The 25,233-nt window shown below is 49.8% G+C and carries 20 protein-coding genes and 2 pseudogenes; 10 read left to right on the top strand and 12 right to left on the bottom strand.

The window, feature by feature from the left end; all coding sequences use genetic code 11:
* The 4 genes from CRI63_RS20640 to ynjE all read left to right on the top strand — a co-directional run bounded on the left by CRI63_RS20640 (nucleotide 1) and on the right by ynjE (nucleotide 4,702).
* Entirely contained in the window at nucleotides 1–1,167 is a 1,167-nt protein-coding gene (locus CRI63_RS20640; protein WP_135520633.1) for an ABC transporter substrate-binding protein, read from the top strand.
* Nucleotides 1,140–2,675 (top strand): thiamine ABC transporter permease, encoded by a 1,536-nt coding sequence (locus CRI63_RS20635; protein WP_135520605.1) that lies wholly within the window; start codon nucleotides 1,140–1,142, stop codon nucleotides 2,673–2,675. Before CRI63_RS20640 ends, CRI63_RS20635 begins: the two co-directional genes overlap by 28 nt.
* Nucleotides 2,675–3,328, top strand: a complete 654-nt coding sequence (locus CRI63_RS20630; RefSeq protein ID WP_135520603.1) for an ATP-binding cassette domain-containing protein — start codon at nucleotides 2,675–2,677, stop codon at nucleotides 3,326–3,328. The genes CRI63_RS20635 and CRI63_RS20630 overlap by 1 nt, the downstream gene beginning before the upstream one ends.
* A gap of 66 nt (nucleotides 3,329–3,394) precedes the next feature.
* Complete coding sequence (ynjE, locus tag CRI63_RS20625; RefSeq protein ID WP_135520601.1) at nucleotides 3,395–4,702, top strand: thiosulfate sulfurtransferase YnjE; 1,308 nt, start codon at nucleotides 3,395–3,397, stop codon at nucleotides 4,700–4,702.
* An 8-nt stretch (nucleotides 4,703–4,710) separates the two neighbouring features.
* On the opposite strand, the gene CRI63_RS20620 is transcribed toward ynjE, so the two are convergent.
* Nucleotides 4,711–5,331, bottom strand: coding sequence for a CDP-alcohol phosphatidyltransferase family protein (locus CRI63_RS20620; RefSeq protein WP_135520599.1), 621 nt, complete (start codon nucleotides 5,329–5,331; stop codon nucleotides 4,711–4,713).
* Between the two features lie 87 nt (nucleotides 5,332–5,418).
* Here CRI63_RS20620 and CRI63_RS20615 point away from each other — a divergent pair, with 87 nt between their 5' ends.
* Nucleotides 5,419–5,826 carry a pyrimidine (deoxy)nucleoside triphosphate diphosphatase gene (locus CRI63_RS20615; protein ID WP_135520597.1) on the top strand — a complete coding sequence of 136 codons (408 nt, stop codon included), beginning with the start codon at nucleotides 5,419–5,421 and terminating at the stop codon, nucleotides 5,824–5,826.
* On the opposite strand, the gene CRI63_RS20610 is transcribed toward CRI63_RS20615, so the two are convergent.
* Nucleotides 5,792–6,064 (bottom strand): YnjH family protein, encoded by a 273-nt coding sequence (locus CRI63_RS20610; protein ID WP_130218835.1) that lies wholly within the window; start codon nucleotides 6,062–6,064, stop codon nucleotides 5,792–5,794. The genes CRI63_RS20615 and CRI63_RS20610 overlap by 35 nt on opposite strands.
* 295 nt (nucleotides 6,065–6,359) lie before the next feature.
* Between CRI63_RS20610 and gdhA the strand changes: the two genes are divergently transcribed.
* On the top strand, nucleotides 6,360–7,703 hold the full coding sequence (gene gdhA, locus CRI63_RS20605; RefSeq protein ID WP_135405810.1) for an NADP-specific glutamate dehydrogenase: 1,344 nt from the start codon (nucleotides 6,360–6,362) through the stop codon (nucleotides 7,701–7,703).
* A gap of 55 nt (nucleotides 7,704–7,758) precedes the next feature.
* Here gdhA and CRI63_RS20600 read toward each other — a convergent pair.
* The 5 genes and pseudogenes from CRI63_RS20600 to CRI63_RS20580 form a co-directional block, all read right to left on the bottom strand.
* Nucleotides 7,759–9,718, bottom strand: a pseudogene (locus CRI63_RS20600) (molecular chaperone DnaJ).
* A 256-nt stretch (nucleotides 9,719–9,974) separates the two neighbouring features.
* Entirely contained in the window at nucleotides 9,975–11,414 is a 1,440-nt protein-coding gene (locus tag CRI63_RS20595) for a molecular chaperone HscC (RefSeq protein WP_240782784.1), read from the bottom strand.
* Nucleotides 11,415–11,655: 241 nt separating this feature from the next.
* A pseudogene (gene topB / locus CRI63_RS20590) lies at nucleotides 11,656–13,601 on the bottom strand (DNA topoisomerase III).
* 4 nt (nucleotides 13,602–13,605) lie between these two features.
* Entirely contained in the window at nucleotides 13,606–14,649 is a 1,044-nt protein-coding gene (selD, locus tag CRI63_RS20585) for a selenide, water dikinase SelD (protein WP_001295485.1), read from the bottom strand.
* A gap of 116 nt (nucleotides 14,650–14,765) precedes the next feature.
* The gene (locus CRI63_RS20580) at nucleotides 14,766–15,317 is read right to left on the bottom strand and encodes an NAD(P)H nitroreductase (RefSeq protein WP_130218825.1); all 552 of its coding nucleotides are present in this window, start codon (nucleotides 15,315–15,317) and stop codon (nucleotides 14,766–14,768) included.
* Nucleotides 15,318–15,478: 161 nt separating this feature from the next.
* Between CRI63_RS20580 and sppA the strand changes: the two genes are divergently transcribed.
* The 4 genes from sppA (at nucleotide 15,479) to pncA (ending at nucleotide 19,961) form a co-directional block, all read left to right on the top strand.
* Nucleotides 15,479–17,335, top strand: coding sequence for a signal peptide peptidase SppA (sppA, locus tag CRI63_RS20575; RefSeq protein ID WP_135520595.1), 1,857 nt, complete (start codon nucleotides 15,479–15,481; stop codon nucleotides 17,333–17,335).
* A gap of 115 nt (nucleotides 17,336–17,450) precedes the next feature.
* Complete coding sequence (locus CRI63_RS20570) at nucleotides 17,451–18,161, top strand: SIMPL domain-containing protein (protein WP_130218821.1); 711 nt, start codon at nucleotides 17,451–17,453, stop codon at nucleotides 18,159–18,161.
* 131 nt (nucleotides 18,162–18,292) lie between these two features.
* Nucleotides 18,293–19,309, top strand: coding sequence for an asparaginase (gene ansA / locus CRI63_RS20565; RefSeq protein WP_135520593.1), 1,017 nt, complete (start codon nucleotides 18,293–18,295; stop codon nucleotides 19,307–19,309).
* Between the two features lie 10 nt (nucleotides 19,310–19,319).
* Nucleotides 19,320–19,961: a bifunctional nicotinamidase/pyrazinamidase gene (gene pncA, locus CRI63_RS20560; RefSeq protein WP_135487682.1), complete on the top strand. Its 642-nt coding sequence runs from the start codon at nucleotides 19,320–19,322 to the stop codon at nucleotides 19,959–19,961.
* Nucleotides 19,962–20,062: 101 nt separating this feature from the next.
* Here pncA and CRI63_RS20555 read toward each other — a convergent pair whose 3' ends face one another.
* The 5 genes from CRI63_RS20555 to CRI63_RS20535 form a co-directional block, all read right to left on the bottom strand.
* Complete coding sequence (locus CRI63_RS20555; RefSeq protein ID WP_135520591.1) at nucleotides 20,063–21,421, bottom strand: MFS transporter; 1,359 nt, start codon at nucleotides 21,419–21,421, stop codon at nucleotides 20,063–20,065.
* Nucleotides 21,422–21,540: 119 nt separating this feature from the next.
* Entirely contained in the window at nucleotides 21,541–22,299 is a 759-nt protein-coding gene (locus CRI63_RS20550; protein WP_130218813.1) for a DeoR/GlpR family DNA-binding transcription regulator, read from the bottom strand.
* A gap of 135 nt (nucleotides 22,300–22,434) precedes the next feature.
* A complete protein-coding gene (ydjG, locus tag CRI63_RS20545; protein ID WP_130257696.1) occupies nucleotides 22,435–23,415 on the bottom strand; it encodes an NADH-dependent methylglyoxal reductase in 981 nt (326 codons plus the stop codon).
* 9 nt (nucleotides 23,416–23,424) lie between these two features.
* On the bottom strand, nucleotides 23,425–24,372 hold the full coding sequence (locus CRI63_RS20540) for a sugar kinase (protein ID WP_130257695.1): 948 nt from the start codon (nucleotides 24,370–24,372) through the stop codon (nucleotides 23,425–23,427).
* A 4-nt stretch (nucleotides 24,373–24,376) separates the two neighbouring features.
* On the bottom strand, nucleotides 24,377–25,213 hold the full coding sequence (locus CRI63_RS20535; protein ID WP_135520589.1) for a ketose-bisphosphate aldolase: 837 nt from the start codon (nucleotides 25,211–25,213) through the stop codon (nucleotides 24,377–24,379).
* Nucleotides 25,214–25,233 lie beyond the last annotated feature (20 nt).

The raw sequence follows: 25,233 nt of genomic DNA, 5'->3' as shown, positions 1-25,233 counted from the left end.
ATGCGCCATTGTGTATGGTTGCTGGGATTGTTATCGCTGTTTTCTTTGGCAACACATGCCAGTGACTGGCAGGAAATTAAAAATGAGGCCAAAGGGCAAACCGTCTGGTTTAACGCCTGGGGCGGCGATACCGCAATTAACCGTTATCTCGACTGGGTTAGCGGCGAGTTGAAAACCCATTACGCCATCAACCTGAAAATCGTCCGTCTGGCGGATGCCGCAGACGCGGTGAAGCGCATTCAGACCGAAGCTGCTGCCGGACGCAAAACGGGCGGCTCGGTGGATCTGCTCTGGGTGAACGGCGAAAACTTTCGTACCTTAAAAGAGGCTAATTTACTGCAAACTGACTGGTCGGAGACTCTGCCCAACTGGCGCTATGTCGACACACAGCAGCCGGTGCGGGAAGATTTTTCAGTGCCGACACAAGGTGCGGAATCGCCCTGGGGCGGCGCACAGCTGACATTTATCGCCCGACGCGATCAGACACCACAGCCACCGAAAACGCCGCAAGCCTTACTGGAATTTGCCAAAGCCACCCCTGGTACGGTTACCTATCCGCGCCCACCGGACTTTACCGGCACCGCGTTTCTTGAACAGCTGCTGATTATGCTGACGCCCGATCCCGCTGCATTAAAAAAAGCGCCGGACGATGCCACTTTCGCCCGCGTCACTGCGCCATTGTGGCAATATCTTGATGCACTGCATCCGTATTTGTGGCGCGAAGGAAAAGATTTCCCGCCTTCGCCCGCGCGGATGGATGCTCTGCTGAAAGCCGGCACATTGCGCCTGTCGCTGACTTTTAATCCTGCTCATGCGCAGCAAAAAATCGCCAGCGGCGATTTACCCACCAGCAGTTACAGCTTTGGCTTTAGCGAGGGAATGATTGGCAACGTGCATTTCGTCACCATTCCAGCCAACGCAACTGCCAGTGCTGCGGCAAAAGTCGTCGCCAACTTCCTGTTGTCACCTGAAGCACAACTGCGTAAAGCGGATCCCGCTGTCTGGGGCGATCCTTCGGTTCTCGATCCGCAAAAACTACCTGCCGGGCAGCGTGAAGCATTGCAATCAAGAATGCCGCAGGATCTGCCGCCGGTACTGGCGGAACCGCATGCTGGTTGGGTAAATGCGCTGGAACAAGAATGGCTACGCCGTTACGGTACGCATTAATTTCTTTGCTGTGGGTGGTGATGGCGGTGATTTACGCACCGCTGGTACCGTCGGCTTTCACGCTGATAACACCTGCCATGTCGCTGACGCACTGGCAGATGTTATTTGCCGATCCACAGTTACCGCAGGCATTACTGGCGACGCTGGTGTCGACAACCATCGCGGCGGTCGGCGCTTTGTTTATTGCCCTGCTGGTGATAGTAGCGCTATGGCCTGGGCCGAAATGGCAGCATCTGTGCGCCCGTCTGCCGTGGCTACTCGCCATCCCCCACGTGGCTTTTGCCACCAGCGCCCTGCTGCTCTTTGCTGACGGAGGGCTGCTTTATGACTATTTCCCATATTTCACTCCGCCAATGGACAAATTGGGTATTGGGCTGGGCTTCACGCTGGCGGTGAAAGAAAGCGCATTTCTGCTGTGGATCTTATTGGCAGCACTGAGTGAAAAACGCCTGGTACAGCAAGTTATTGTACTGGATTCGCTGGGCTACAGCCGCTGGCAATGCCTGAACTGGTTGTTATTGCCCTCCGTCGCGCCTGCGCTGGCAATGGCGATGTTGGCGATTGTCGCCTGGTCGCTTTCGGTCGTGGATGTAGCGATTATTCTTGGTCCGGGTAATCCACCGACGCTGGCGGTAATTAGCTGGCAGTGGTTAACCCAGGGCGACATTGACCAACAAACAAAAGGCGCGCTTGCCAGCCTGCTGCTGATGCTGTTACTCGCCGCCTACGTTTTGCTTGGTTATCTATTATGGCGCGCCTGGCGATGTACGATCCCCCGGGAAGATGGCATTCGCATGCCAGCCACGCCTTTATTGCCAGGGAAGATGCTGGCGAAGTTGTTACCCTTAACTGGCGTGCTCTGTGTGATTCTGCTGGCGATCCTCGCGAATCAGTCGACGATCAATAACGAGGCGCTGCTCAATAGCCTGACGATGGGACTGGTGGCGACATTCATCGCTTTGGTTCTGTTGCTGCTGTGGCTGGAATGGGGGCCACAGCGTCGCCAGTTGTGGCTATGGTTGCCCATATTATTACCCGCCTTGCCGCTGGTGGCGGGCCAGTACACGCTGGCGCTATGGCTCAACCTGGATGGTAGCTGGACGGCGGTGGTGTGGGGGCATCTGCTGTGGGTGATGCCGTGGATGTTGTTTATCCTGCAACCGGCCTGGCGGCGCATCGATTCACGATTAATATTGATTGCGCAGACGCTGGGTTGGTCACGGGCCAAAACCTTCTTTTACGTGAAATGTCCGCTAATGCTGCGCCCTGCGCTGATTGCCTTCGCTGTCGGATTTTCAGTGAGTATTGCGCAGTATATGCCAACGCTGTGGCTGGGAGCCGGACGTTTCTCGACGCTCACCACCGAAGCGGTAGCGTTAAGTAGCGGCGGTAGTAACAGCATTCTCGCCACCCAGGCCCTATGGCAACTGCTTTTGCCACTTATTATTTTTGCCCTGACCGCGTTAGTCGCAAAATGGGTAGGTTTTATCAGACAAGGACTCCGCTAATGCTCTGCGTGAAAGATGTTTCGCTGCGTTTGCCTGAAAGCTGTTTACTGGAAGACGTTAACTTTACAGTCAATAAAGGTGACATTGTCACGTTAATGGGCCCCTCAGGCTGTGGTAAGTCTTCTCTGTTTTCATGGATGATTGGTGCGCTTTCCGGGCAATTTTCTTGTACAGGTGAGCTATGGCTCAATGATCAACGTATCGATACCCTGCCCACCGCCCGGCGTCAGATTGGTATTCTTTTCCAGGATGCGCTGTTATTTGACCAGTTCAGCGTCGGACAGAATTTGCTTCTGGCGCTACCGTCGACGCTCAAGGGGACGGCCAGGCGCAATGCCGTGAAAGACGCGCTTGAGCGAGCGGGACTGGCTGAAACTTATCACCAGGACCCTGCGACATTATCAGGCGGTCAGCGAGCGCGGGTGGCCCTGCTGCGCGCCCTTCTCGCACAGCCAAAGGCATTATTGCTTGATGAACCGTTCAGCCGTCTTGACGTAGCTCTGCGCGATAATTTTCGTCAGTGGGTATTCAATGAAGTTCGCGAGCTGGCGATCCCCGTCGTTCAGGTAACCCACGATCTTCAGGATGTTCCTGCCGATAGTCCCGTTATGGATATGACGCGGTGGTCAGAAAATTACAACAAACTGCGATAACGCAAAGTTTTTCCCGATGTGTCAGTTCAGAATGGCGCACTCAAAACTACAATGTCGGGATTTTCGATGAAACGTGTTTCTCAAATGACCGCGCTGGCAATGGCTTTAGGGCTGGCTTGCGCTTCTTCGTGGGCCGCTGAACTGGCGAAGCCTCTTACACTTGACCAGCTTCAACAACAAAATGGCAAAGCGATTGATACTCGCCCCAGCGCGTTTTATAACGGCTGGCCACAAACCCTAAATGGCCCTTCCGGTCATGAACCTGCCGCCTTAAACCTTTCTGCTAGCTGGCTCGACAAAATGAGCACCGAGCAGCTCAACGAGTGGATCAAGCTGCATAACCTAAAAACGGATGCCCCGGTGGCGCTGTACGGTAATGACAAAGATGTCGATGCCGTTAAAACGCGACTACAAAAAGCAGGCTTTACGCACATCTCTATCTTGAGTGATGCACTGAGCGAACCTTCCCGACTGCAAAAACTGCCGCACTTTGAACAGCTGGTATATCCGCAGTGGCTGCATGACCTGCAACAAGGTAAAGAAGTTACGGCGAAACCTGCGGGTGACTGGAAAGTCATTGAAGCAGCCTGGGGCGCACCAAAGTTTTACCTTATCAGCCATATTCCCGGCGCTGACTACATCGATACCAACGAAGTGGAAAGCGAACCGCTGTGGAATAAAGTTTCTGATGAACAGCTTAAAGCAATGCTGGCGAAGCACGGCATTCGTCATGACACCACGGTCATTCTCTACGGGCGTGATGTTTACGCCGCAGCGCGCGTGGCGCAAATTATGCTCTACGCTGGCGTGAAAGATGTGCGACTGCTGGATGGCGGCTGGCAAACCTGGTCCGACGCAGGTCTGCCCGTTGAGCGCGGTACGCCACCGAAAGTGAAACCGGAACCGGATTTCGGCGTGAAGATCCCGGCACAACCGCAACTGATGCTCGATATGGAACAGGCGCGCGGTCTGCTACATCGCCAGGATGCCTCACTGGTCAGCGTACGTTCCTGGGCGGAATTTATCGGCACCACCAGCGGCTATGACTACATCAAGCCAAAAGGTGACATTCCGGGCGCACGTTGGGGCCATGCGGGCAGCGATTCAACGCATATGGAAGATTTCCATAACCCAGACGGCACCATGCGTACTGCCGATGACGTCGCGGCAATGTGGAAAGAATGGAATATCCTGCCGGATCAACAAGTCTCGTTCTACTGCGGCACCGGCTGGCGCGCCTCAGAAACCTTTATGTATGCACGCGCAATGGGCTGGAATAACGTCTCCGTTTATGACGGTGGCTGGTACGAATGGAGCAGCGATCCAAAAAATCCGGTAGCAACTGGTGAACGCGGCCCGGACAGTAGCCAATAACACGGCAATTACTGACGCTGAAGCGACTTCAGCGTCAGATATCCACTCCAAATCCGCGTAAATGTTGTCATCCAACAAAGCGCGCCAAATATCCATGCAAACCACGGGAAATATTCCGGAAAGAGACAACTTAAAACAAACAGCAAAATCGTCTCGCTGCCTTCTGTTAACCCGCCCAGATAGTAAAACGATTTGTGCGCATAACCGGGATTATCAATCTGATGTTTCGCCGCCAGTGCAGCAAATGCGAGAAAACTGCTGCCCGTGCCGATAAACGCAAACAGCAGCCAGCCGCCCGCCAGCGCATTTTGTTCCGGTGCGGCGAGAATAAACCCGAACGGTACCAGCGCGTAAAAAAGAAAATCCAACGAAATATCGAGAAAGCCCCCCGCGTCGGTTAACCCTCTGCGCCGCGCCAGCGCACCGTCCAGACCATCAAGCAACCTGTTCAGTAAAATGGCAATCACCGCCGCCAGATACCAGTCCAGTGCCAGAAACGGCAGTGCCAGCACGCCGATGGCAAATCCCACTAACGTTAAACCATCAGGTGTAATGCCAGGTTTATCCAGAACCCGCACGCACTGATGCAACAAAGGCTTAATTCGGGGATGAAGATGGCGGTCTAACACGGGTACTCCTTAAGAAATAAAACCCTTCAGCTCGGGCAACACTGCGGATATTATGGCATTTTTCCTGTATTCGACCGTGTGTAATTTATGGAAATGATTGATGTTGTTGCCGCCATTATCGAACGGGATGGCAAAATTTTAATCGCGCAACGCCCTGTCCATAGCGATCAGGCGGGGTTATGGGAGCTTGCTGGCGGTAAAGTCGAACCAGGAGAAAGCCAGCCGCAGGCGCTGACACGCGAGTTGCGTGAAGAGCTCGGTATCGATGCTATCATCGGGAAATATGTAGCCAGCCACCAGCGGGAAGTTTCAGGGCGGATTATCCATCTTCATGCCTGGCACGTACCCGACTTCCACGGGACGTTACAGGCACATGAACATCAGGCGTTGGTCTGGTGCTCACCTGAAGAGGCAATGCAATATCCGCTGGCCCCTGCTGACATTCCGCTTTTACAGGCGTTTATGGCTTTACGCGCCGCCAGACCAACGGATTAGTGCTAATGGTTTTATCATCCCGCTGGCATTGCAACAGTATTCCCTCTGCTTTAATTACGGCCCCTTCAGAATAGTTTTGATCCTGATAAACGCAGCACTGGCTACAGGGCTGCGCCGACTGTCCGCCAGAATTAAACACTTCCGGCGGCACATTCACTTCCACATCCGGACGATAATGCTGATTAGCCAGCGCAAAAAACGGGAATACCAACGCTACGGCGAACAATGCTCGACTCACTGGAAACTCCTTATATTTCGTTGCCTATGTACTGATATCGGTAGGCCGACGGCAAAACTTAAGCGTCAGGTGGTCTGATGCGGCGTGAATGCCTTATCCACCAAATGTCCCCATTTTGGTAGGCCGAAGAAGATGTATCCGACATTAGGCGGCGTTTATAAATTCCTCACATTATTAATTTGCTTTCCGGTGTCATTTTTTACTTGCTTACCGTCACATTCTTGATGGTATAGTCGAAAACTGCAAAACAAACAACATACGCACAATCGTCTTAATATATAAGGGTTTTATATCTATGGATCAGACATATTCTCTGGAGTCATTCCTCAACCATGTACAAAAGCGCGACCCGAATCAAACCGAGTTCGCGCAGGCCGTTCGTGAAGTAATGACTACTCTCTGGCCTTTTCTTGAACAAAATCCCCAATATCGCCAGATGTCATTACTGGAGCGCCTGGTTGAACCGGAGCGCGTGATCCAGTTTCGCGTGGTATGGGTTGACGATCGCAACCAGGTGCAGGTCAACCGAGCATGGCGCGTCCAGTTCAGCTCCGCCATCGGTCCGTACAAAGGCGGTATGCGTTTCCACCCGTCAGTTAACCTCTCCATTCTCAAATTCCTCGGCTTCGAGCAAACCTTCAAAAATGCCCTGACTACCCTGCCGATGGGCGGTGGTAAAGGTGGCAGCGATTTCGACCCGAAAGGGAAAAGCGAAGGCGAAGTGATGCGTTTCTGCCAGGCACTGATGACTGAACTGTATCGCCACCTGGGCGCGGATACCGACGTTCCGGCAGGTGATATCGGCGTTGGAGGTCGTGAAGTTGGCTTTATGGCAGGGATGATGAAAAAGCTGTCTAACAATACCGCCTGCGTCTTCACCGGTAAGGGTCTTTCTTTTGGCGGCAGTCTTATTCGCCCGGAAGCCACCGGTTACGGTCTGGTTTATTTCACAGAAGCGATGCTGAAACGCCACGGTATGGGTTTTGAAGGAATGCGCGTTTCCGTTTCTGGCTCCGGCAACGTCGCCCAGTACGCTATCGAAAAAGCGATGGAATTTGGCGCTCGCGTGGTCACGGCATCAGACTCCAGCGGCACAGTGGTTGATGAAAGCGGATTCACAAAAGAGAAACTGGCGCGTCTTATCGAAATCAAAGCTAGCCGCGATGGTCGAGTGTCAGATTACGCCAAAGAATTTGGCCTGGTCTATCTCGAAGGCCAACAGCCGTGGTCCGTACCAGTTGATATCGCCCTGCCTTGCGCCACCCAGAACGAACTGGATGTTGACGCCGCGCATCAGCTTATCGCCAATGGCGTTAAAGCCGTCGCCGAAGGGGCAAATATGCCAACCACCATCGAAGCGACTGAACTGTTCCAGCAGGCAGGCGTACTGTTTGCTCCGGGTAAAGCGGCTAATGCTGGCGGTGTAGCAACATCGGGCCTGGAAATGGCGCAAAACGCTGCGCGTCTGGGCTGGAAAGCCGAGAAAGTTGACGCACGTTTGCATCACATCATGCTGGATATCCACCATGCCTGTGTTGAACATGGTGGTGAAGGTGAGCAAACCAACTACGTGCAGGGCGCGAACATTGCGGGCTTTGTGAAGGTTGCGGATGCGATGTTAAGCCAGGGCGTGATTTAATCGTTATTACAATCGTCTGGTTTTCCTTATAACCAGACGATTTTCCCTGAGTTAATTAAATCCTTAGCAGACGTTTGCAATTTGCAGCCGTTTGTTCTGCATCCTGAATATCCTGTTCAGACATTAAGCATCGCAACGCATCTTTTTCAATCCAGGGGTTGTTATTTCCGGCAATTGTTAACCACATCCATGCTTGTCTATTATCAATTTTAGTGCCTGTCCCCTGAGCATACATTGCCGCAGTCTGGTGTTGCGCTTCGGTCGACCCTAAACGCGCCGCTTTTTCGTACCAGTGTAGCGCATGATTTTCATCTTTTGCGATATCTTTTGTACCGTAGAGATACATTTCGGCTAACAAAAATATCGCCTCTATTCGCCCACGCTGCGCTGCACCAGTAAGCCATTGAATAGCCTCAGCGTTATTTTCAGGATCATCATTGTTGGTTAAATAATATTTCCCCAATTCATACATGGCATCCCCGGAACCATTTTTTGCAGATATGGTAAACCAGTGCAGTGCTTTTTCCGGATCCTGAGGAATTTTTTCGCTTTCACTATACAACCTTGCAGTATGATATTGTGCGTCAGGATGGTCCTGTTCCGCCGATTGCAAAAACCAACGATGGGCCTGCACCTCATCACGCGCCACACCAATACCTTGTATATACATTTGTCCCAACTCATATTGGGCCAGTTCATGTCCTTGTGTGGCGGCAGATAAATACCACCGTAATGCTTCTTCATAATTTCGTAATGGTGCAACAGCAAAGCGGGAGATACAGGCAAGTTCATATTGCGCAGATGTTTTGCCATTTTCGGCTGCAAGTAAAAACCATTTTCTTGCCTCACTAATGTTCTTGTCCGTCCCCTTTCCATCGTTATACATAACGCCCAACGCATACTGAGCATCGATAACATTATGCTGTGCGGCGCGGGTAAACCAGTTAAAGGCTAATTTTAGATCCTGTGAAACCTCATCACCTTCGTAATACATTTTGCCAAGAGAATACCAGGCAAGTGAATAGCCTTGCTCTGCAGCATGTAAGCAAGACTGGAATACAGAAGATGGATAATAATAAAGACCTTTTAATTTTATAGCATTTAACAACTTTTCATATCCACTATGATGTTGCATCGCTAAATTATTGAAGCGTTCTGTTAATTTCCACTTGCGAATCATTTTTTCTTTTCGCCAGGAATATGATAAGCGCTCTATTAACAATGCCATATAATTGTCTGACAGTTCAAATTCAGCAACTTTATTTAATACTGCGATATCAAACCATTTCAGGCTCTCTTCATTATCCTTTAATGATTGATAAATCGTAGCCATTTCCTTCCCGTTTTCCATTTCTTCCAGTGGAGACAAGTTACTGGCAAAGAAAGGGGTAATTTGTTTTTCGATGCGATAATAAAGAAGACAACTTTCGTTAATTTCTGTCTGGATTACGGGTTGACGACTGCCTGCAACTAAATGCCATCTGAACGTTTGTGATGCAGCGAGAGTTAATAGTGGCCGGAATACCCGATGAAGATGCAGTAATAACGCTTCTTCAAAGCACATTCGTGAGCTGAGATCTTTATGCTCAAGGAAAGATAACGCCTTAGCAAGTTGCATGGGGGCGTGTTCGGGAATAGCTTCATTCTCCTCAAAGAGCATATCCAGCACGGCTTGCCAGGTGAGCTCCCCTTCTGATTTAACAGCGATGTCTGGAAGTGGATGACCAGAAAAGGTGTTGGGTGCGCGAAATGTCATCACAGGACGAGGATGAACAATACCCCTGGACATATTGATCGGTTGCTCTTCTTCCTCTTCTTGCCACTGTTCTTCTTCATCTTCTTGCCACAGCTCTTCGTCGTCATAACGTAAAGCCTGTTCATAAGCATCGTGCAATTGTTGCCAGGCTTCGGGAGAATCTTCCGGGCGGCAATTTTTTTACCAGTTGCGCATAACGACGCTTAATATCTCGTTCTTCCACGCCAGGTTGTAAACCTAATATTTCCCAGCAGTTCATTGCAGACGCTCCCATTCCAGAGAGTCTAATGTAGGTTCAACTTTAGCCCGAAAATCAGCAAGTTGATCAGGATCCTGCTTCTCGAGTAGATAACTGAATTGACGAGAGCAATTGCTTATCCAGTCTCGTGTTTCCGCAAGCGTAAGTTGATAGAGGTTATCAAGACGGGCAATAAAGGCCTGGTTTATCTGTTCATCGCGTGGGTGAATTTTTAACAGGCTTAATTTGGACAACGACTGCTGTATTTGTTCTTCCGTTAATGCCCCTGGATTCTGTTCAATAACCAGACTATTTTAGCCCCTGTCAGTGGCACGCTGATATCGACATCAAGAATACCGTTAATGTCGTACGTAAAACGAACATCAATACGCACAACACCGGCCGGTTTTGGGGGAACATTCACTGACAACTCCGCAAGGAAAATATTATCAGCCACCATCCTGCTTTCACCCTGGTAGATTTTAAAATTAACCTCTGTTTGTTGATCATGTGCCGTGTAAAAGGCACGAACGCGACTACAAGGAATACTCCTGTTACGCTCAATAACGGGTGCAAAATAGCCCGATTCGCGGGTATGCCCCAGCGATTTAGAGGTATCAACGCCCAGCGTATAAGGGCAAACATCGGTCACTACTACATCTTGTAATTCGCTGTGGCGCGCTTTAAGTGCGGCCTGAATAGCCGCGCCCTGAGCAATGACTTCATCAGGGTTTAAATGCATTGCCGGTATACGACCAAAAAGTCGTGTCACAAGTTTGCGAATCAGCGGCATACGTGTAGTGCCACCCACAAGAACGACCTGGTCTAATTGGCTAATATTAATTTTGGCATCGCGAATTGCCCGTTCCAGTGGCATACGGATTTGCTCGAAAAAGGTCTGTAATAAAAATTCAAATTTTTCTGTGGTCAGATGCCAGTAATATCGCCTTCCTTCAATCTCCATACTGAAAGTAGCTTCGTCGCGCATACTAAGCACGCGTTTCACACGCTCCGCTTCAATGCGTAAATGGCGCTGGAGTGTCGGTTCACGCCATTCAATATTTTCAGGAAGATCCATACGTGAGCAATATGCATCGATCAGGATATCGACAATATCTTCACCACCTAAAAAGTTATCCCCGGCACTGGCACGTACTTCCATAATGTTGTCAAACAACTCCAGTATGGAGACATCGAATGTACCACCACCTAAATCGAATACCAGAAACTGATGTTCATCATCTTTATTATGCAAACCATACGCCAGTGCAGCGGCGGTTGGTTCGTTAATTAAACGTTCGACGTTTAAGCCTGCCATTGAAGCTGCCAATTTTGTTGCTTTGCGTTGCACATCACCAAAATAAGCAGGTACGCTAATTACTGCTTCTGTTATCTCTTCACCTAAATAGCTTTCAGCATCTTCTTTTAGCTGACGTAATATCAGCGATGAGAGTTCTTCTGCCCGAAATTCACGTCCGCCCAATTTAAACGTCTTTGATGTGCCCATCATGCGTTTAAAATTGGCTGCGCAGTTTTGTGGTTTGATGAGTTGCAGGTCACGAGCTGCCTCCCCTGTCAAAACTATACCATCTTCGTCAACACAAACTACGCTGGGCGTTAAAAACTTGCCTAACGCATTGGGGATCAGTTCACTTTGTCCATTTCGCCAGACTGCTGCCAGACTGTTAGTCGTCCCTAGATCGATACCGATAATCATAATTATCCTCTTCAAATAAATGAACTGATCCTTTTATAGAGCAGTTATATATATTCGTTTTGTGAATAATGTTCACAATCCCTGCATTTTAAAATAATTTATAATGATGCAGCCCATAACATTAATCACGTGAATATAAAGATATTCCGTTAATAATTTTAGCTGTGGATATTTATATCATAATAAATAAAGCCAATGGCAGAATATCTACCACTGGCTTTGTTTAAGAGTGGAAACCGAATTAATTAGCAGAATCCGTATTATCTTTTTGGGGCTTTGCCACTTTTTTCACACGTTTATTGGGTGCTTTTTTAACTGACTCCCCACCTGGTGCCACAATTCCCCTGAACTGCCTGACTGGAGTGCTGCGAGCCTGATCAATCAGTTGGTAAAGCGTCCCCACCAGCGGCTGCATAAAGTCCTGATAGCGACACTGCTTTTCGCTGATTTGCGTCAGCACCGATTCCCAGTGAGCGGTCATGTCCGGTCGCGTCGCCATCTCTGGCAGCGAATGGAATAACGCTTTTCCGGCGTCGGTGGAGTGGATATAGCGCCCTTTTTTGGTCAGGAAACCACGCTTGAACAACAGTTCAATAATCCCGGCTCGGGTCGCTTCTGTTCCCAGACCATCGGTCGCACGGAGGATCTTTTTCAGATCTTTATCCTGAACAAAGCGCGCGATCCCGGTCATCGCCGAAAGCAGTGTTGCATCGGTAAAATGGCGTGGCGGCTGGGTTTGCCGCTCTACCACTTCGCCCCTCTCGCACAGCAACTCATCACCTTTCGCCACCACAGGCAGTGGCGTGCCGTCGTTTTCTTCATCGCGCTCTTTGCTGCCTAACAGCGTGCGCCAGCCTGCTTCAGCAAGAAAACGGGCTTTAGCGACAAATTTGCCTTTGGCAATGTCCAGTTCGATAACACACTTGCGGAACACCGCATCCGGGCAGAACTGCATCAAGTACTGACGGGCAATCAGGTTATAGACCTTCGATTCGTTCTCCGTCAGGTTGATGGCAGAACTACGCGCGGTCGGGATAATGGCGTGGTGAGCATCGACCTTTTTGTCATCCCAGCAGCGGTTGCGTAAATTCGGGTCAACCACCGGCTGCGGCAATAGTCCCGGCGCATGAACGCTGATGGCATTCATCACCGCGTGGCGTCCGGCAAAATGTTCTTCTGGCAAATAACGACAATCGGAACGCGGATAAGTGATTAGCTTGTGTGTTTCGTACAGCTTCTGGCAGATATCAAGCACGTTCTGCGCACTCAGACCAAAGCGTTTTGCCGCTTCAATCTGCAACGCTGAAAGCGAAAACGGCAGCGGCGCGGATTCTGATTCCCGTTTATCGTTATAGCTGGTGACGATCGCCGGTTGACCACTGATGCGGTTAACCACATGCTCCGCCAGCGGGCGATGCAATAAACGCCCTTCTTCATCCTGGTACGGCTCGCACGCTTCACTCGGCTGCCAGATGGCAGTAAATCGTTCATCGGCAGGCGTCACGATGTGCGCTTTGACTTCAAAAAAGTCTTTCGCCACGAAGTTTTCTATTTCTTCATCGCGCCGCACCACCAGCCCAAGAACGGGAGTCTGTACGCGCCCAACGGAAAGTACACCCTGATAGCCAGCATTGCGACCGAGAATGGTATACGCGCGGGTCATATTGATACCGTACAGCCAGTCGGCACGCGCTCGCGCCAGTGCAGAAACGCATAACGGTACAAACTCGCTATTGGAGCGAAGACGATCGATCGCCCGCTCAACCGCCTGCGGGTTCAGGTCGTTGATCAAGCAACGCTGAACTTGCTGGCGCTTTTCCGGTGCCAGTTGCAGGTAGTCCAGCACTTCATCCACCAGCAATTGCCCTTCACGATCCGGGTCACCGGCATGAACAATTTCGCTGGCTTCATGCAGAAAGCGTTTAATGACGTTAAGTTGTTTGGTTACGGAGGGGCGCGGTTGCAGTTGCCACTTTTCCGGGACAATCGGCAAATCCGCCAGATTCCAGCGCGCATAGCGGCTGTCGTAGACGTCTGGCTGCGCCTGCTCAAGCAGGTGACCGATACACCAGGTCACCACCTGACCATTGCCGCACTCGATAAAGCCATCGCCTTTGCGGTGCGGTTTGGGCAGGACATCAGCAATAGCGCGTGCCAGACTCGGTTTTCGGCTATAAACAACCGCATTGAATTAACGGATCTCAACCATGGCACGACCGCCACGCGCAGGCACCAGTTCGCCAATCGCCGTCAGTTCAATGCCAAACTCGGCTGCGGTAGCTTTGACTTCATTTTCAGCTTCCGGCATAACCGCCAGCAGCAGACCACCGGAAGTTTGCGGATCGCACAACAGATCTCGAACTTCACGCGGCATTTCGCCCATCAAATGGCCGTAGCTGGCAAAGTTGCGTTCGGTGCCACCCGGCACAGCGCCCAGTTTAATGTACTCTTCCACGCCCGGCAGTTTCGGGATCGCTTCATAGTCAACGCGCGCCTGCACACCTGCGCCCTGACACATTTCGCTCAAGTGGCCCAGCAGACCAAAACCGGTGACGTCGGTCATCGCTTTTACGCCTTCAATGTTGGCAAATGACGCACCTGCGATATTCATCCGGCACATCACTTCCGTCGCCAGCCCCTGATGCTCTGGTTTGAGCAGTGATTTTTTCTCAGCCGTGGTAAGAACGCCAATTCCCAGCGGTTTCGTCAGGAACAGTTTGCATCCGGCTTGTGCGGTACTGTTTTTCTTCACTCGCTCGGTCGGTACGATCCCCGTCACCGCCAGACCAAAAATCGGCTCCGGCGCGTCGATGGAGTGACCGCCTGCCAGCGCAATACCCGCCTGACGGCACGCATAGCGGCCACCTTCGGTCACTTCGCGGGCAATTTCCGGGGAAAGTTTGTTAATCGGCCAGCCAAGGATCGCAATGGCCATAATCGGTTTGCCGCCCATCGCGAAGATATCGCTGATAGCATTAGTCGCCGCAATGCGGCCAAAATCGAAAGGATTATCAACGATCGGCATAAAGAAATCGGTGGTGCTGATGACACTGGTGCCATTACCAAGATCGTATACTGCCGCATCGTCGCGGGTTTCGTTTCCCACGAGCAAATTCGGATCAACAAACTTCGCCTGCTCGCTGTGCAGAATGGTTTCCAACACTTTTGGGGAAATTTTACAGCCGCAACCTGCTCCGTGGCTGTATTGGGTCAAACGAATCGAGTTCTCGCTCATGGACATCTCCTGTCAATGCAATCCGGGTATGGTAACCTTCATTCCGTGAAGTGATAAGTGAGAGTGTCTGAATTCCTGCGCCTTTGCTCATAATCCAGACAGTTTTGCGAAAATTATCAAAAATAAGTCACAAACGGCGTCGGATCCGGAACGTTAATCGACGTTGACGCTTTCAATTGCGGCGTGCCGAGATAGAGAAAGCCGACAATTTTATCCTGCTCCCGACAGCCGAACGCCTCGCGCACCACCGGACTTTCGGTTAACCCACCACTACGCCAGATGCCGCCAAAGCCCTGGGCAACCGCCGCCATTTGCATCGCCATAACCGCGCAACCCGCAGACATCTCCTGCTCCCAACGCGGGACTTTATGATTTTCTTCACATTTCGCCACCACGGTGATGATGAGCGGCGCACGGAACGGGGCATTACGGGCTTTGTCGATAGCTTTATCATCACTACCCGCAGCAATTGCACCCTGTTGCAGCACGGTACTGAAACGTTCGCGGCCTTCCCCTTCAATCACAAAAAAATGCCACGGTTGCATGGACTTATGGTCCGGTGCACGCATTCCGGCACGCAGGATATTTTGCAGTTGTTCGCCAGTCGGAGCAGGTTCAGCCAGACGTGAGGCGCTGCGGCGGTTGATCAATAGTTCGAGTGCATCCATTTGATTAACTCCTGTCATGATGTTTATTCACAAAATTAACACGAGAGTGGATTTTGTTACAGCACAGTCCGCGATTCCTGCTGACAAGTGCCGGTTGGGTCATTACGATAACCACATCTATTGCACCTGCAACAGGTGTGACCTTTAGTCTGGGAGAATACATGCGAACCCTTTGGCGATTTATTGCCGGATTTTTTAAATGGACGTGGCGTCTGCTCAATTTTGTCCGTGAAATGGTACTTAACCTGTTCTTTATTTTCCTCGTGCTGGTTGGCGTGGGGATCTGGATGCAGGTCAGTAGTAGCGATACCAAAGAAACCGCCGGTCGTGGCGCATTACTGCTCGATATTTCAGGCGTGATCGTCGATAAGCCCGACAGTTCGCAGCGGTTTAGTAAGTTAAGCCGCCAGCTGCTTGGCGCCAGTTCCGATCGTCTGCAGGAAAATTCACTGTTTGATATCGTGAACACGATTCGCCAGGCTAAAGATGACCGGAATATCACCGGTATCGTGATGGATTTGAAAGATTTTGCGGGCGGCGACCAACCGTCTATGCAGTACATCGGCAAAGCCCTGAAAGAGTTTCGTGACAGCGGTAAACCGGTTTATGCCATTGGCGAGAACTACAGCCAGGGGCAATATTATCTCGCAAGTTTCGCCAACAAAATTTGGCTGTCCCCGCAAGGCGCGGTTGATCTGCACGGTTTTGCCACCAACGGTCTGTACTACAAATCGTTGCTGGATAAGCTGAAAGTTTCCACCCATGTGTTCCGCGTGGGTACGTATAAATCTGCCGTTGAACCGTTTATTCGTGATGATATGTCCCCGGCGGCTCGCGAAGCCGATAGCCGTTGGATTGGCGAACTGTGGCAAAACTATCTCAACACCGTTGCCGCTAACCGCCAGATCCCTGCCCAGCAGGTATTCCCTGGGGCGCAAGGGCTACTTGCAGGCTTAACCAAAACGGGTGGCGATACTGCGAAGTACGCGCTGGACAACAAACTGGTCGACGCGCTGGCAACGAATGCCGAAATTGAAAAAGCCCTGACCAAAGAGTTTGGCTGGAGCAAGGCTGATAAAAATTATCGCGCCATCAGTTATTACGATTACGCACTGAAAACTCCGGCTGATACCGGCGATAGCATCGGTGTCGTCTTCGCTAATGGCGCGATTATGGATGGCGAAGAAACTCAGGGGAATGTTGGCGGCGATACGACTGCGGCACAAATCCGTGACGCTCGCCTTGATCCGAAAGTGAAAGCGATCGTTCTGCGCGTAAACAGCCCTGGCGGAAGCGTAACGGCTTCTGAAGTGATTCGCTCTGAACTGGCAGCCGCCAGAGCCGCTGGCAAGCCTGTGGTTGTGTCAATGGGCGGTATGGCGGCATCCGGTGGTTACTGGATCTCCACGCCGGCCAATTACATTGTGGCTAACCCGAGCACCCTGACCGGTTCTATCGGTATCTTCGGCGTGATCACCACGGTAGAAAACAGTCTCGATTCGATTGGTGTACATACCGATGGCGTTTCTACATCGCCACTGGCGGATGTTTCCATCACTAAATCACTGCCGCCAGAAGCGCAGCAGATGATGCAATTGAGCATTGAGAACGGCTATAAACGCTTTATCACGCTGGTTGCTGATTCGCGTAATTCGACGCCAGAGCAGATTGATAAAATCGCCCAGGGCCATGTCTGGACCGGTCAGGATGCAAAAGCGAATGGGCTGGTCGATAGTCTCGGTGATTTCGATGATGCAGTTGCCAAAGCGGCTGAACTGGCAAAACTGAAACAATGGCATCTGGAATATTACGTCGATGAACCGACCTTCTTCGACAAGGTGATGGACAACATGTCAGGTTCAGTACGGGCGATGCTGCCAGATACGCTCCAGACCATGCTGCCTGCGCCGCTGGCCTCGGTCGCTTCAACCGTTAAAAGCGAAAGCGACAAGCTGGCAGCCTTTAACGATCCGCAAAATCGTTACGCGTTTTGCCTGACCTGCGCCAACGTGCGTTAATTCCTGCAAATATGTGGCCGATATGCTGTCGGCCACGCTCCTGAACCGGACTGTCTTTCACTCCCTCTCTCCACTACATTCCCTTGCTCATTTAGCATCTGATATGGAGTCATCAGTGAATAAGGCACCCTCTTTAATTGCCGCTATTGTCCTCGGACTGGGGATCAGCGCCTGTGGTTATTTTGTTGGCGATGGTGTTAAACATCTAAAAACCAACAACCGTTATGTGAACGTGCGGGGGCTTTCAGAAAAAGAAGTTCGCGCAGATACGGCTGAATTAACAATTGCTATCAACTTTAAGGGTAATGTTCCTGGCGAACTGTTCCCGAAACTTGAAGATGCGCAGAAAAAGATTGTTGCCGAATTCCACGCTCAGGGGATTAACGATAAAGAGATCAACGTGGGTCAATGGACAAGTAAGCGAACGGATGCCTTTTACCTCAAAGATGATCCGACGATGCCACGCTATAACGCTGACGGGTCTGTTACGATAAAAACGCATAACGTTGCTGCCGTCGAAAAAATCGTCGCTAAATTAAACGACCTGCAAATCGCCACAGATGGCGCGATCGCTGATAGCAAAATCGCCTACCGCTTTAATGGTATTGGCGCAGTTCGCGCGGAGATGATTGCTGCCGCAACGAAAGACGCACGTAACGCAGCATTACAGTTTGCGACGGATTCAGGTAGTCAGGTGGGGTCCATTAGCGATGCGTCACAAGGCGTGTTCCAGATTTTCGCCAGTGGCAGTGACGAAGATGATCCCTCGGCGATTAACAAAACGGTGCGTGTAGTCACGACCGTAACCTATGCGTTGCAGGATTAACCATTTTTCTCCGGCGGAACGCTAATCCCTCTGTTCCGCCGGACTTTTCTCATATCCACAGAGTATCCAGGTGCGCTCGCTGCCCCTCACGTATATACTTTTGCTCTTTCGGTATCATTCATATCAATATCATGCAAAAGAAATCAATTTACGTTGCCTACACGGGCGGGACCATCGGGATGCAGCGTTCCGAGCAGGGATATATTCCGGTGTCGGGCCATCTACAACGCCAGCTGGCGCTGATGCCGGAATTCCATCGCCCAGAGATGCCGGATTTCACCATTCATGAATACACGCCGCTGATGGATTCTTCTGATATGACGCCAGAGGACTGGCAGCATATTGCTGAAGATATTAAAGCGCACTATGACGAGTACGATGGTTTTGTCATTCTGCACGGCACCGACACGATGGCGTATACCGCCTCTGCGCTGTCGTTCATGCTGGAGAACCTCGGAAAACCGGTTATTGTGACAGGGTCACAAATCCCATTAGCCGAGTTACGCTCTGACGGACAAATCAATTTGCTGAATGCGTTGTACGTTGCGGCGAACTATCCCATCAACGAAGTCACACTCTTTTTTAATAATCGCCTGTATCGCGGCAACCGCACCACCAAAGCCCATGCCGATGGTTTTGATGCCTTCGCGTCACCAAATCTTCCGCCGTTACTGGAAGCGGGTATTCATATTCGCCGTTTAAATACACCGCCCGCCCCACACGGCACTGGTGAGCTGATCGTTCATCCGATTACACCACAGCCGATCGGCGTAGTGACGATTTATCCAGGGATTTCTGCTGACGTCGTACGTAACTTCCTGCGTCAACCGGTTAAGGCGTTGATTCTGCGCTCTTATGGCGTGGGTAATGCGCCGCAAAACAAAGCATTCCTGCAAGAATTACAAGAAGCCAGCGATCGCGGAATTGTGGTGGTTAACCTGACACAATGCATGTCCGGTAAAGTGAATATGGGCGGTTATGCCACCGGTAACGCCCTCGCCCATGCCGGTGTTATTGGCGGTGCGGATATGACCGTAGAAGCCACGCTAACCAAACTGCACTACCTGCTCAGCCAGGGACTGGATACCGAAACCATTCGCAGGGCCATGAGCCAAAACCTACGCGGCGAACTGACGCCGGATGATTAAGGAGACTGTAATGCCCCAACGCGCTCTGTTACTGGTCGATTTACAAAATGATTTCTGCGCTGGCGGTGCGCTGGCTGTTGCCGAAGGCGATAGCACGGTTGATGTTGCTAATGCCCTGATAAGCTGGTGCAAAGCGCGCGGTGAAGCGGTCGTCGCTAGTCAGGACTGGCATCCGGCCAATCACGGCAGCTTCGCCAGCCAGCAAGGTGTAGAGCCTTATACACAGGGTCAGCTCGATGGCCTACCGCAAACCTTCTGGCCCGATCACTGTGTGCAACACAGCGAAGGTGCGGCGTTGCACCCTCTGCTGGCGCAAAAGTCGATTGATGCCGTGTTTCATAAAGGCGAAAATCCTTTAGTTGACAGTTACAGTGCCTTTTTTGATAACGGGCGGCGGCAGAAAACCGAGCTCGATGGTTGGTTGCGCGACCATGAAATCAATGAATTGATCGTTATGGGGCTGGCTACGGACTATTGCGTGAAGTTTACCGTCCTGGACGCATTACAGTTAGGTTATAAGGTGAACGTGATTACCGATGGCTGTCGTGGCGTGAATATCCAGCCGCAGGACAGTGCGCACGCGTTTATGGAGATGTCAGTTGCCGGGGCAACATTGTACACGCTGGCAGACTGGGAAGAGACGCAGGGATAAAATTAGTCAGATCCATCTCTGGCCTACAATTCCTTAATTACATCGTAGGCCAGATAAACACACCAGCGTTGCATCTGGCAATTGACACAATCAGCGAAGATTCAATTCACACCAGAAATTCGTTCCAGCGACACCTTCCGCGTTTCGATGCCAAAAATGGAGAGGACCAGCGCACATAACACCAACATGACACCAAGCACCATAAAGACCGTTATCGAACCATAATGTGTTAATAACGCCGCGACGCCATAAGGAGTGAAGACCGCGACGATTCGTCCTACTGCATTAACAAATCCCGAGCCGCGCAGGCGTAAATGGGTTGGCCAAAGTTCCGGGATATACACCGCAGACGCGAAACAAACATACATATAAAGAAAGAAGATCATCACCAGGCCATAGCCTAAAATAGCCCATTCTGTAGTTTGTATCGAATATATATATCCCAACACAGCAATAATTATAAGCAAAGACGAGCCAAATAATCGGCGAGGAAAGTGATCAATAACTAACGCAGCAATGAATATTCCCACCGGAGCACCAATCATAATAACAGCGGTCATTAATATCGATTTATCAACATCAATACCAGAGTTAACAAATATGGTCGGTATCCATACGGTGATGGTATAAAGTGAAATATTCATCGCAATTAAAACCGTAATCGCGACTAACGTGCGCCGCAACATCTCGCCTTTAAATAGCAACCAAAAAGTACCACTGATTTCATGACTCCGACTTTCGCTTTGCCTCAAAGCAAGTGGTGGTAGATGAATACCCTTCTCTTTTTCGATTTGCTGCTCTACTTCACGAAGTTGCCTTTCTGCTCCCGTTAATTGTCCAATACCCGCCAGCCAACGAGGCGACTCAATAAAATATTTACCAGAAAGTAACCATGCTAATATTATCCCAACGCCGCCCAGTAGAAACATTATGCGCCAACTGAAGAAAGCGATAACGACAACGCCAATCGCCGCTGACAACATGGGCGACCAGTTGCCGACAAATGAGAGTCGCGCGGACCATTTTCCACGAACCAGAGCGGGAATAAACTCAGTAAATGAAGCATAGCCAACCATAATCAACGCCCCCATTCCTGTCCCCATCAGGAAGCGAAAGAAGATGAGCCAGTACATATCAGGGACGAAAGAAGCGCCTGTCGCCGCAATACCGACAATCAGAAGGTTTATGCGGAATGCCCGGCGCCGTCCACAGTAATCACCAATGAATCCACCGGCAAGCGAACCGATGAAATAACCAAACATCAATGCCGACGTAAAAGCAGCATTGAGGAAATTATTTGACCATCCATTGCTTACCAGCTTTGCTAAGACGACATTACCGGAGTAACTCAAAAAGCCCGTTAATAACAGACTAAAACTTATAATGCCAAATATACGATAATGAAACCGGGCCAAAGGCAAGCGGTCCAGTCTTGCGCCAATTTGATCATATTGTTCCATTTGGTGCCTCGAATTTTGCTAAAAAAGGTAGCAATTGCGGCAAATTTACTTGCCGCATTTTTATCATCATTTTATTTCACAGGCGCTGGAACAAATAACATTGACAACGTGTGTTTAAGCTACCACACCAGCTGGATATTATTGTCTTTGCAAAATTCTTCCCATTCTGCACCCGGTGATTTATCAGTTATTATGTAATTAATATGACTAAAGTCAGCTAACTGGACAAAAGCTTTGCGATCAAACTTGGAGTGATCGACTAATAACGCGACTTCTGCCGCCTGGCGGATCATTGTCTTTTTGATTTCAGCTTCAGCTTCGTTCGAATCCAGCGCGCCACTGTTAATATCAAGACCTTTACAACTCATCACCATAATATCGACGTGATAACGACTGATGATCTCTTTAGTAATTCGCCCTTGCAGAGAAAGTGTATTTTTGTTTAGTTCCCCACCGGTTGAAACAACTTTAATTTCTGACTGAGCCAGAACATGAATGGCTTCCGCCGAGTTTGTCAGCAACGTCAGGTCACTACGGTCCTGTAACAATTTGAGCAATTCCATAACGGTACTACTGGAATCGGCTGCCATCGTCGTTTTATTGTCGATAAAGGGTAATGCTTTGCGAGCAATAAGCTGCTTCTCTTCATAAAACGACGAAGCGCGCTTATAAAAATGAATATTTTCCGTCAGCATCGCTGTATTTAAAACAGCGCCACCATAAGTTCTGGTCAAAAAACCTTCATCTTCCAGCTTCTCAAGATCGCGGCGAATGGTTTCTTCGGTTACCTGAAAAATCGAGCTCAAATTCGAAACCGTTACTTTTTTATCGTTGGCAACCATCTGTTTAATTGCCTGAATCCTGTCTTTTGCCGCCACGATTACACCCCTGTCTCTTTTACATCACATTAGCGCGATTATCGCATAAGCGATGTTTACTTTCAAAATAACCTGTTTGAATCACAGATTTTCATCACAGTTTTCAAAGAAACAGAGGTGGATCGTGTGGAGTAGTTAACGCCCCAGGGCCTCTGCCATTCCCCTCATCAATATTGCATCAGCATCCGATAAGTTGATATTCAGTGCCGCCACGTTTTCGCGTACCTGTTCCGGCGCGGTTGCTCCACTAAGAATGGAGATTAAATCACTCTGTTTTAATATCCACGCCAGCGCCAGAGTAGGAATTGTGCACTGATAACGCGCACAAAGTGGCCGCCACTGTTCAAGCATATCAATCACTTTGAGCATATTTTCACGCTGGAACCAAACTTTATTTGCCCGTGCTCCGCCCGGAATATAATCGCGAGTGATGGTACCTGTCAGCAGTCCCTGTTCTAACGGTGAATAGACCTGAACCACAATGCCGTTATCCTGACATAGCGGCAGCAGTTCGTTTTCCATTGCCCGATCGAGGATGCTATATTTCGCCTGAATAATATCCAGCTCACCATATCGCAGATATTCGCGTATATGGTCAGCTTCGACATTAGCAGCGCCTATCGAACGAATCTTCCCCTCAGCCTTCAGTTCATTAAGTACTGCTACGGTTTCTGCAATCGGCGTAAAACAAGGCGGCACCGACTGCCAGTGCGTCATGTAAATATCGATGTAGTCAATGCCGAGACGTTGCAAGCTGGCATCGACTTCTTCGCGGATAGATTCAGGAGAGAGGTTTTTGTACAACTGACGAACGCCGACTTTGTTGAATAAACTGCCTTCTCGTTCCCAGACAATACCGCATTTCGTTTCGACGACAATTTGTTCGCGAGGCAATTGTTTTAACGCCTGCCCGACAATAACTTCACTATTGCCAAAGTTATATCCTGGCGCAGTATCAATCAGGTTAATACCGCAACGATGAGCTTCAATAATTGTATCAATACAAATTTGCCGATCGAGATCGCCATTCCATGCAGGGCCACCGCCAATGGCCCATGTCCCCAACCCCATCCGAGAAAGCGTTATATCCGTTGTGCCTAAAGGTATCATTTTCATTTGCCTTCATTACCCTTCATATTCTTCCAGCAATTGTTCGACCAGCTTTCTGTTTTTCACACCGGTGGTGGCACCAACACTCAGTACCGATATAGCTGCCGTTGCATTGGCAAAGCGCGCGCATTCACGCAGCTCTTTACCTTCCAGCAGTGCCGCAATAAAACCTGAAGCAAAGTTATCGCCCGCGCCAATGGTGTCGATGGCCGTAATTCCCGCTACTGCTGGTACCGTCATCGTCATTTCACCACGCTTGATATAACAGCCGTTTTTACCCGTCTTAATTACTACCGTTTTTACACCGCACTCAAGAAAGCAGTCAGCAATTTCATCCAACGTATCTTTCCCTGTGAGTAATTTTGCCTCGGCAAAATTTGGAAACAGATAATCGACATAACTCAATGCTTCGCAAATATCATCCAGCGTTTCATTCAACCGCGGTTTGATCATATCGGCACAAATGATCATCTGCCGGGCTTTCGCTTGCGTAAAAATTTCTGTTAGCGCTTTACCATCCAATAGAGGACTGTTGAAAATACTGGCCAGTGATAATAATTTCGCCTGAGGAAACCGCGCAAAATCAACATCGTCAATATTCAATTTCCACAGACTGCCGTTACGGTTCGTGACAAACGTCCGCTCGCCATCCTCCGTCACCAGTCCAACGTTAATAGAGGTATCTATGCTGACATCCTGTTTCAGGCTTTGAATATCAATATTCTCTTTGCGACAATGGTCGAGAATAAATTGCCCTGCGGCATCTTTACCAATGCGGCTCATTAATGCGGTACGATGCCCCAGACGAGAAATAATTGTTGCTTCATTTATTGCATCGCCCCCGGTGGTCATTGCGATTCTTTCAAGAGGATAAGAATCCACATCAAAGATATTTTTACTGACCGGTTGTAATGGAATATCAACAATAGCGGCACCTATACAAATAACATCGAGATTATCCATATCATCATTCCGCTTTGCCATCAGAACCAAACAGTTTAATTTTTTCCAATGCCCGTTCTTTTACGGCTTTACGCACTTCACGCTCTAAATGCAGGAAAGGCTGATCCTGGTTTTCTTTCACTGCCACCATTGCGGCCTGACACAGTTCCGTATGAATGTTGATTTTCGCGATACCCAACGAAATTGCAGTTTTAATGTCAGCATCACTGATCCCCGATGCGCCATGTAAAACCAGCGGAACAGAAACGGCATCGCGCACGCGTTTGACGACCTCAAAGTTCAATTGTGGCTCTGACGTATAAACCCCATGCTGGTTGCCAATGGCGACAGCCAATGAGTCACAGCCCGTGCGTTCAACAAATTCTGCGGCCTGGTCAGGATCGGTATAGTGATAGCCCGCCAGCGCTTCCTCATAAACGGTTTCATTACCGACATGCCCTAATTCCGCCTCTACCGGAATACCCAGCGGATGGAAGAAATCAACAGCCTCTTTGGTTAAACGAATATTTTCTTCGAAATCAAACGCGGATGCATCGCGCATTAAGGAGTTCATTCCATGACTCCAGGCGTTATGGATAATTTCCATACTCCGGCCATGATCCCAGTGGGTAATTACCGGTACCGTTGCTTTTTGTGCCATCGATACCATCATATGCGAGAAATCTTCGAATGAGGTATTTCCGACAAATCCCGTACCAAAGGAAATAATAACCGGTGATTTTGCTTCTTCTGCTGCGTCGATAACACCCATTAACATTTCAGCATTCCATACGTTAAAATGGGCAATTGCATAATGTTTATTGGTGGCATCGTTTTCCCAAAATCTGATATCTGCTAGCATATTCCGTTCTCCCGTAGTAA

The sequence above is a fragment of the Escherichia sp. E2661 genome (genome assembly GCF_004745185.1).
Taxonomy (GTDB): domain Bacteria; phylum Pseudomonadota; class Gammaproteobacteria; order Enterobacterales; family Enterobacteriaceae; genus Escherichia.
This window is presented reverse-complemented; position numbering and strand designations above follow the sequence as displayed.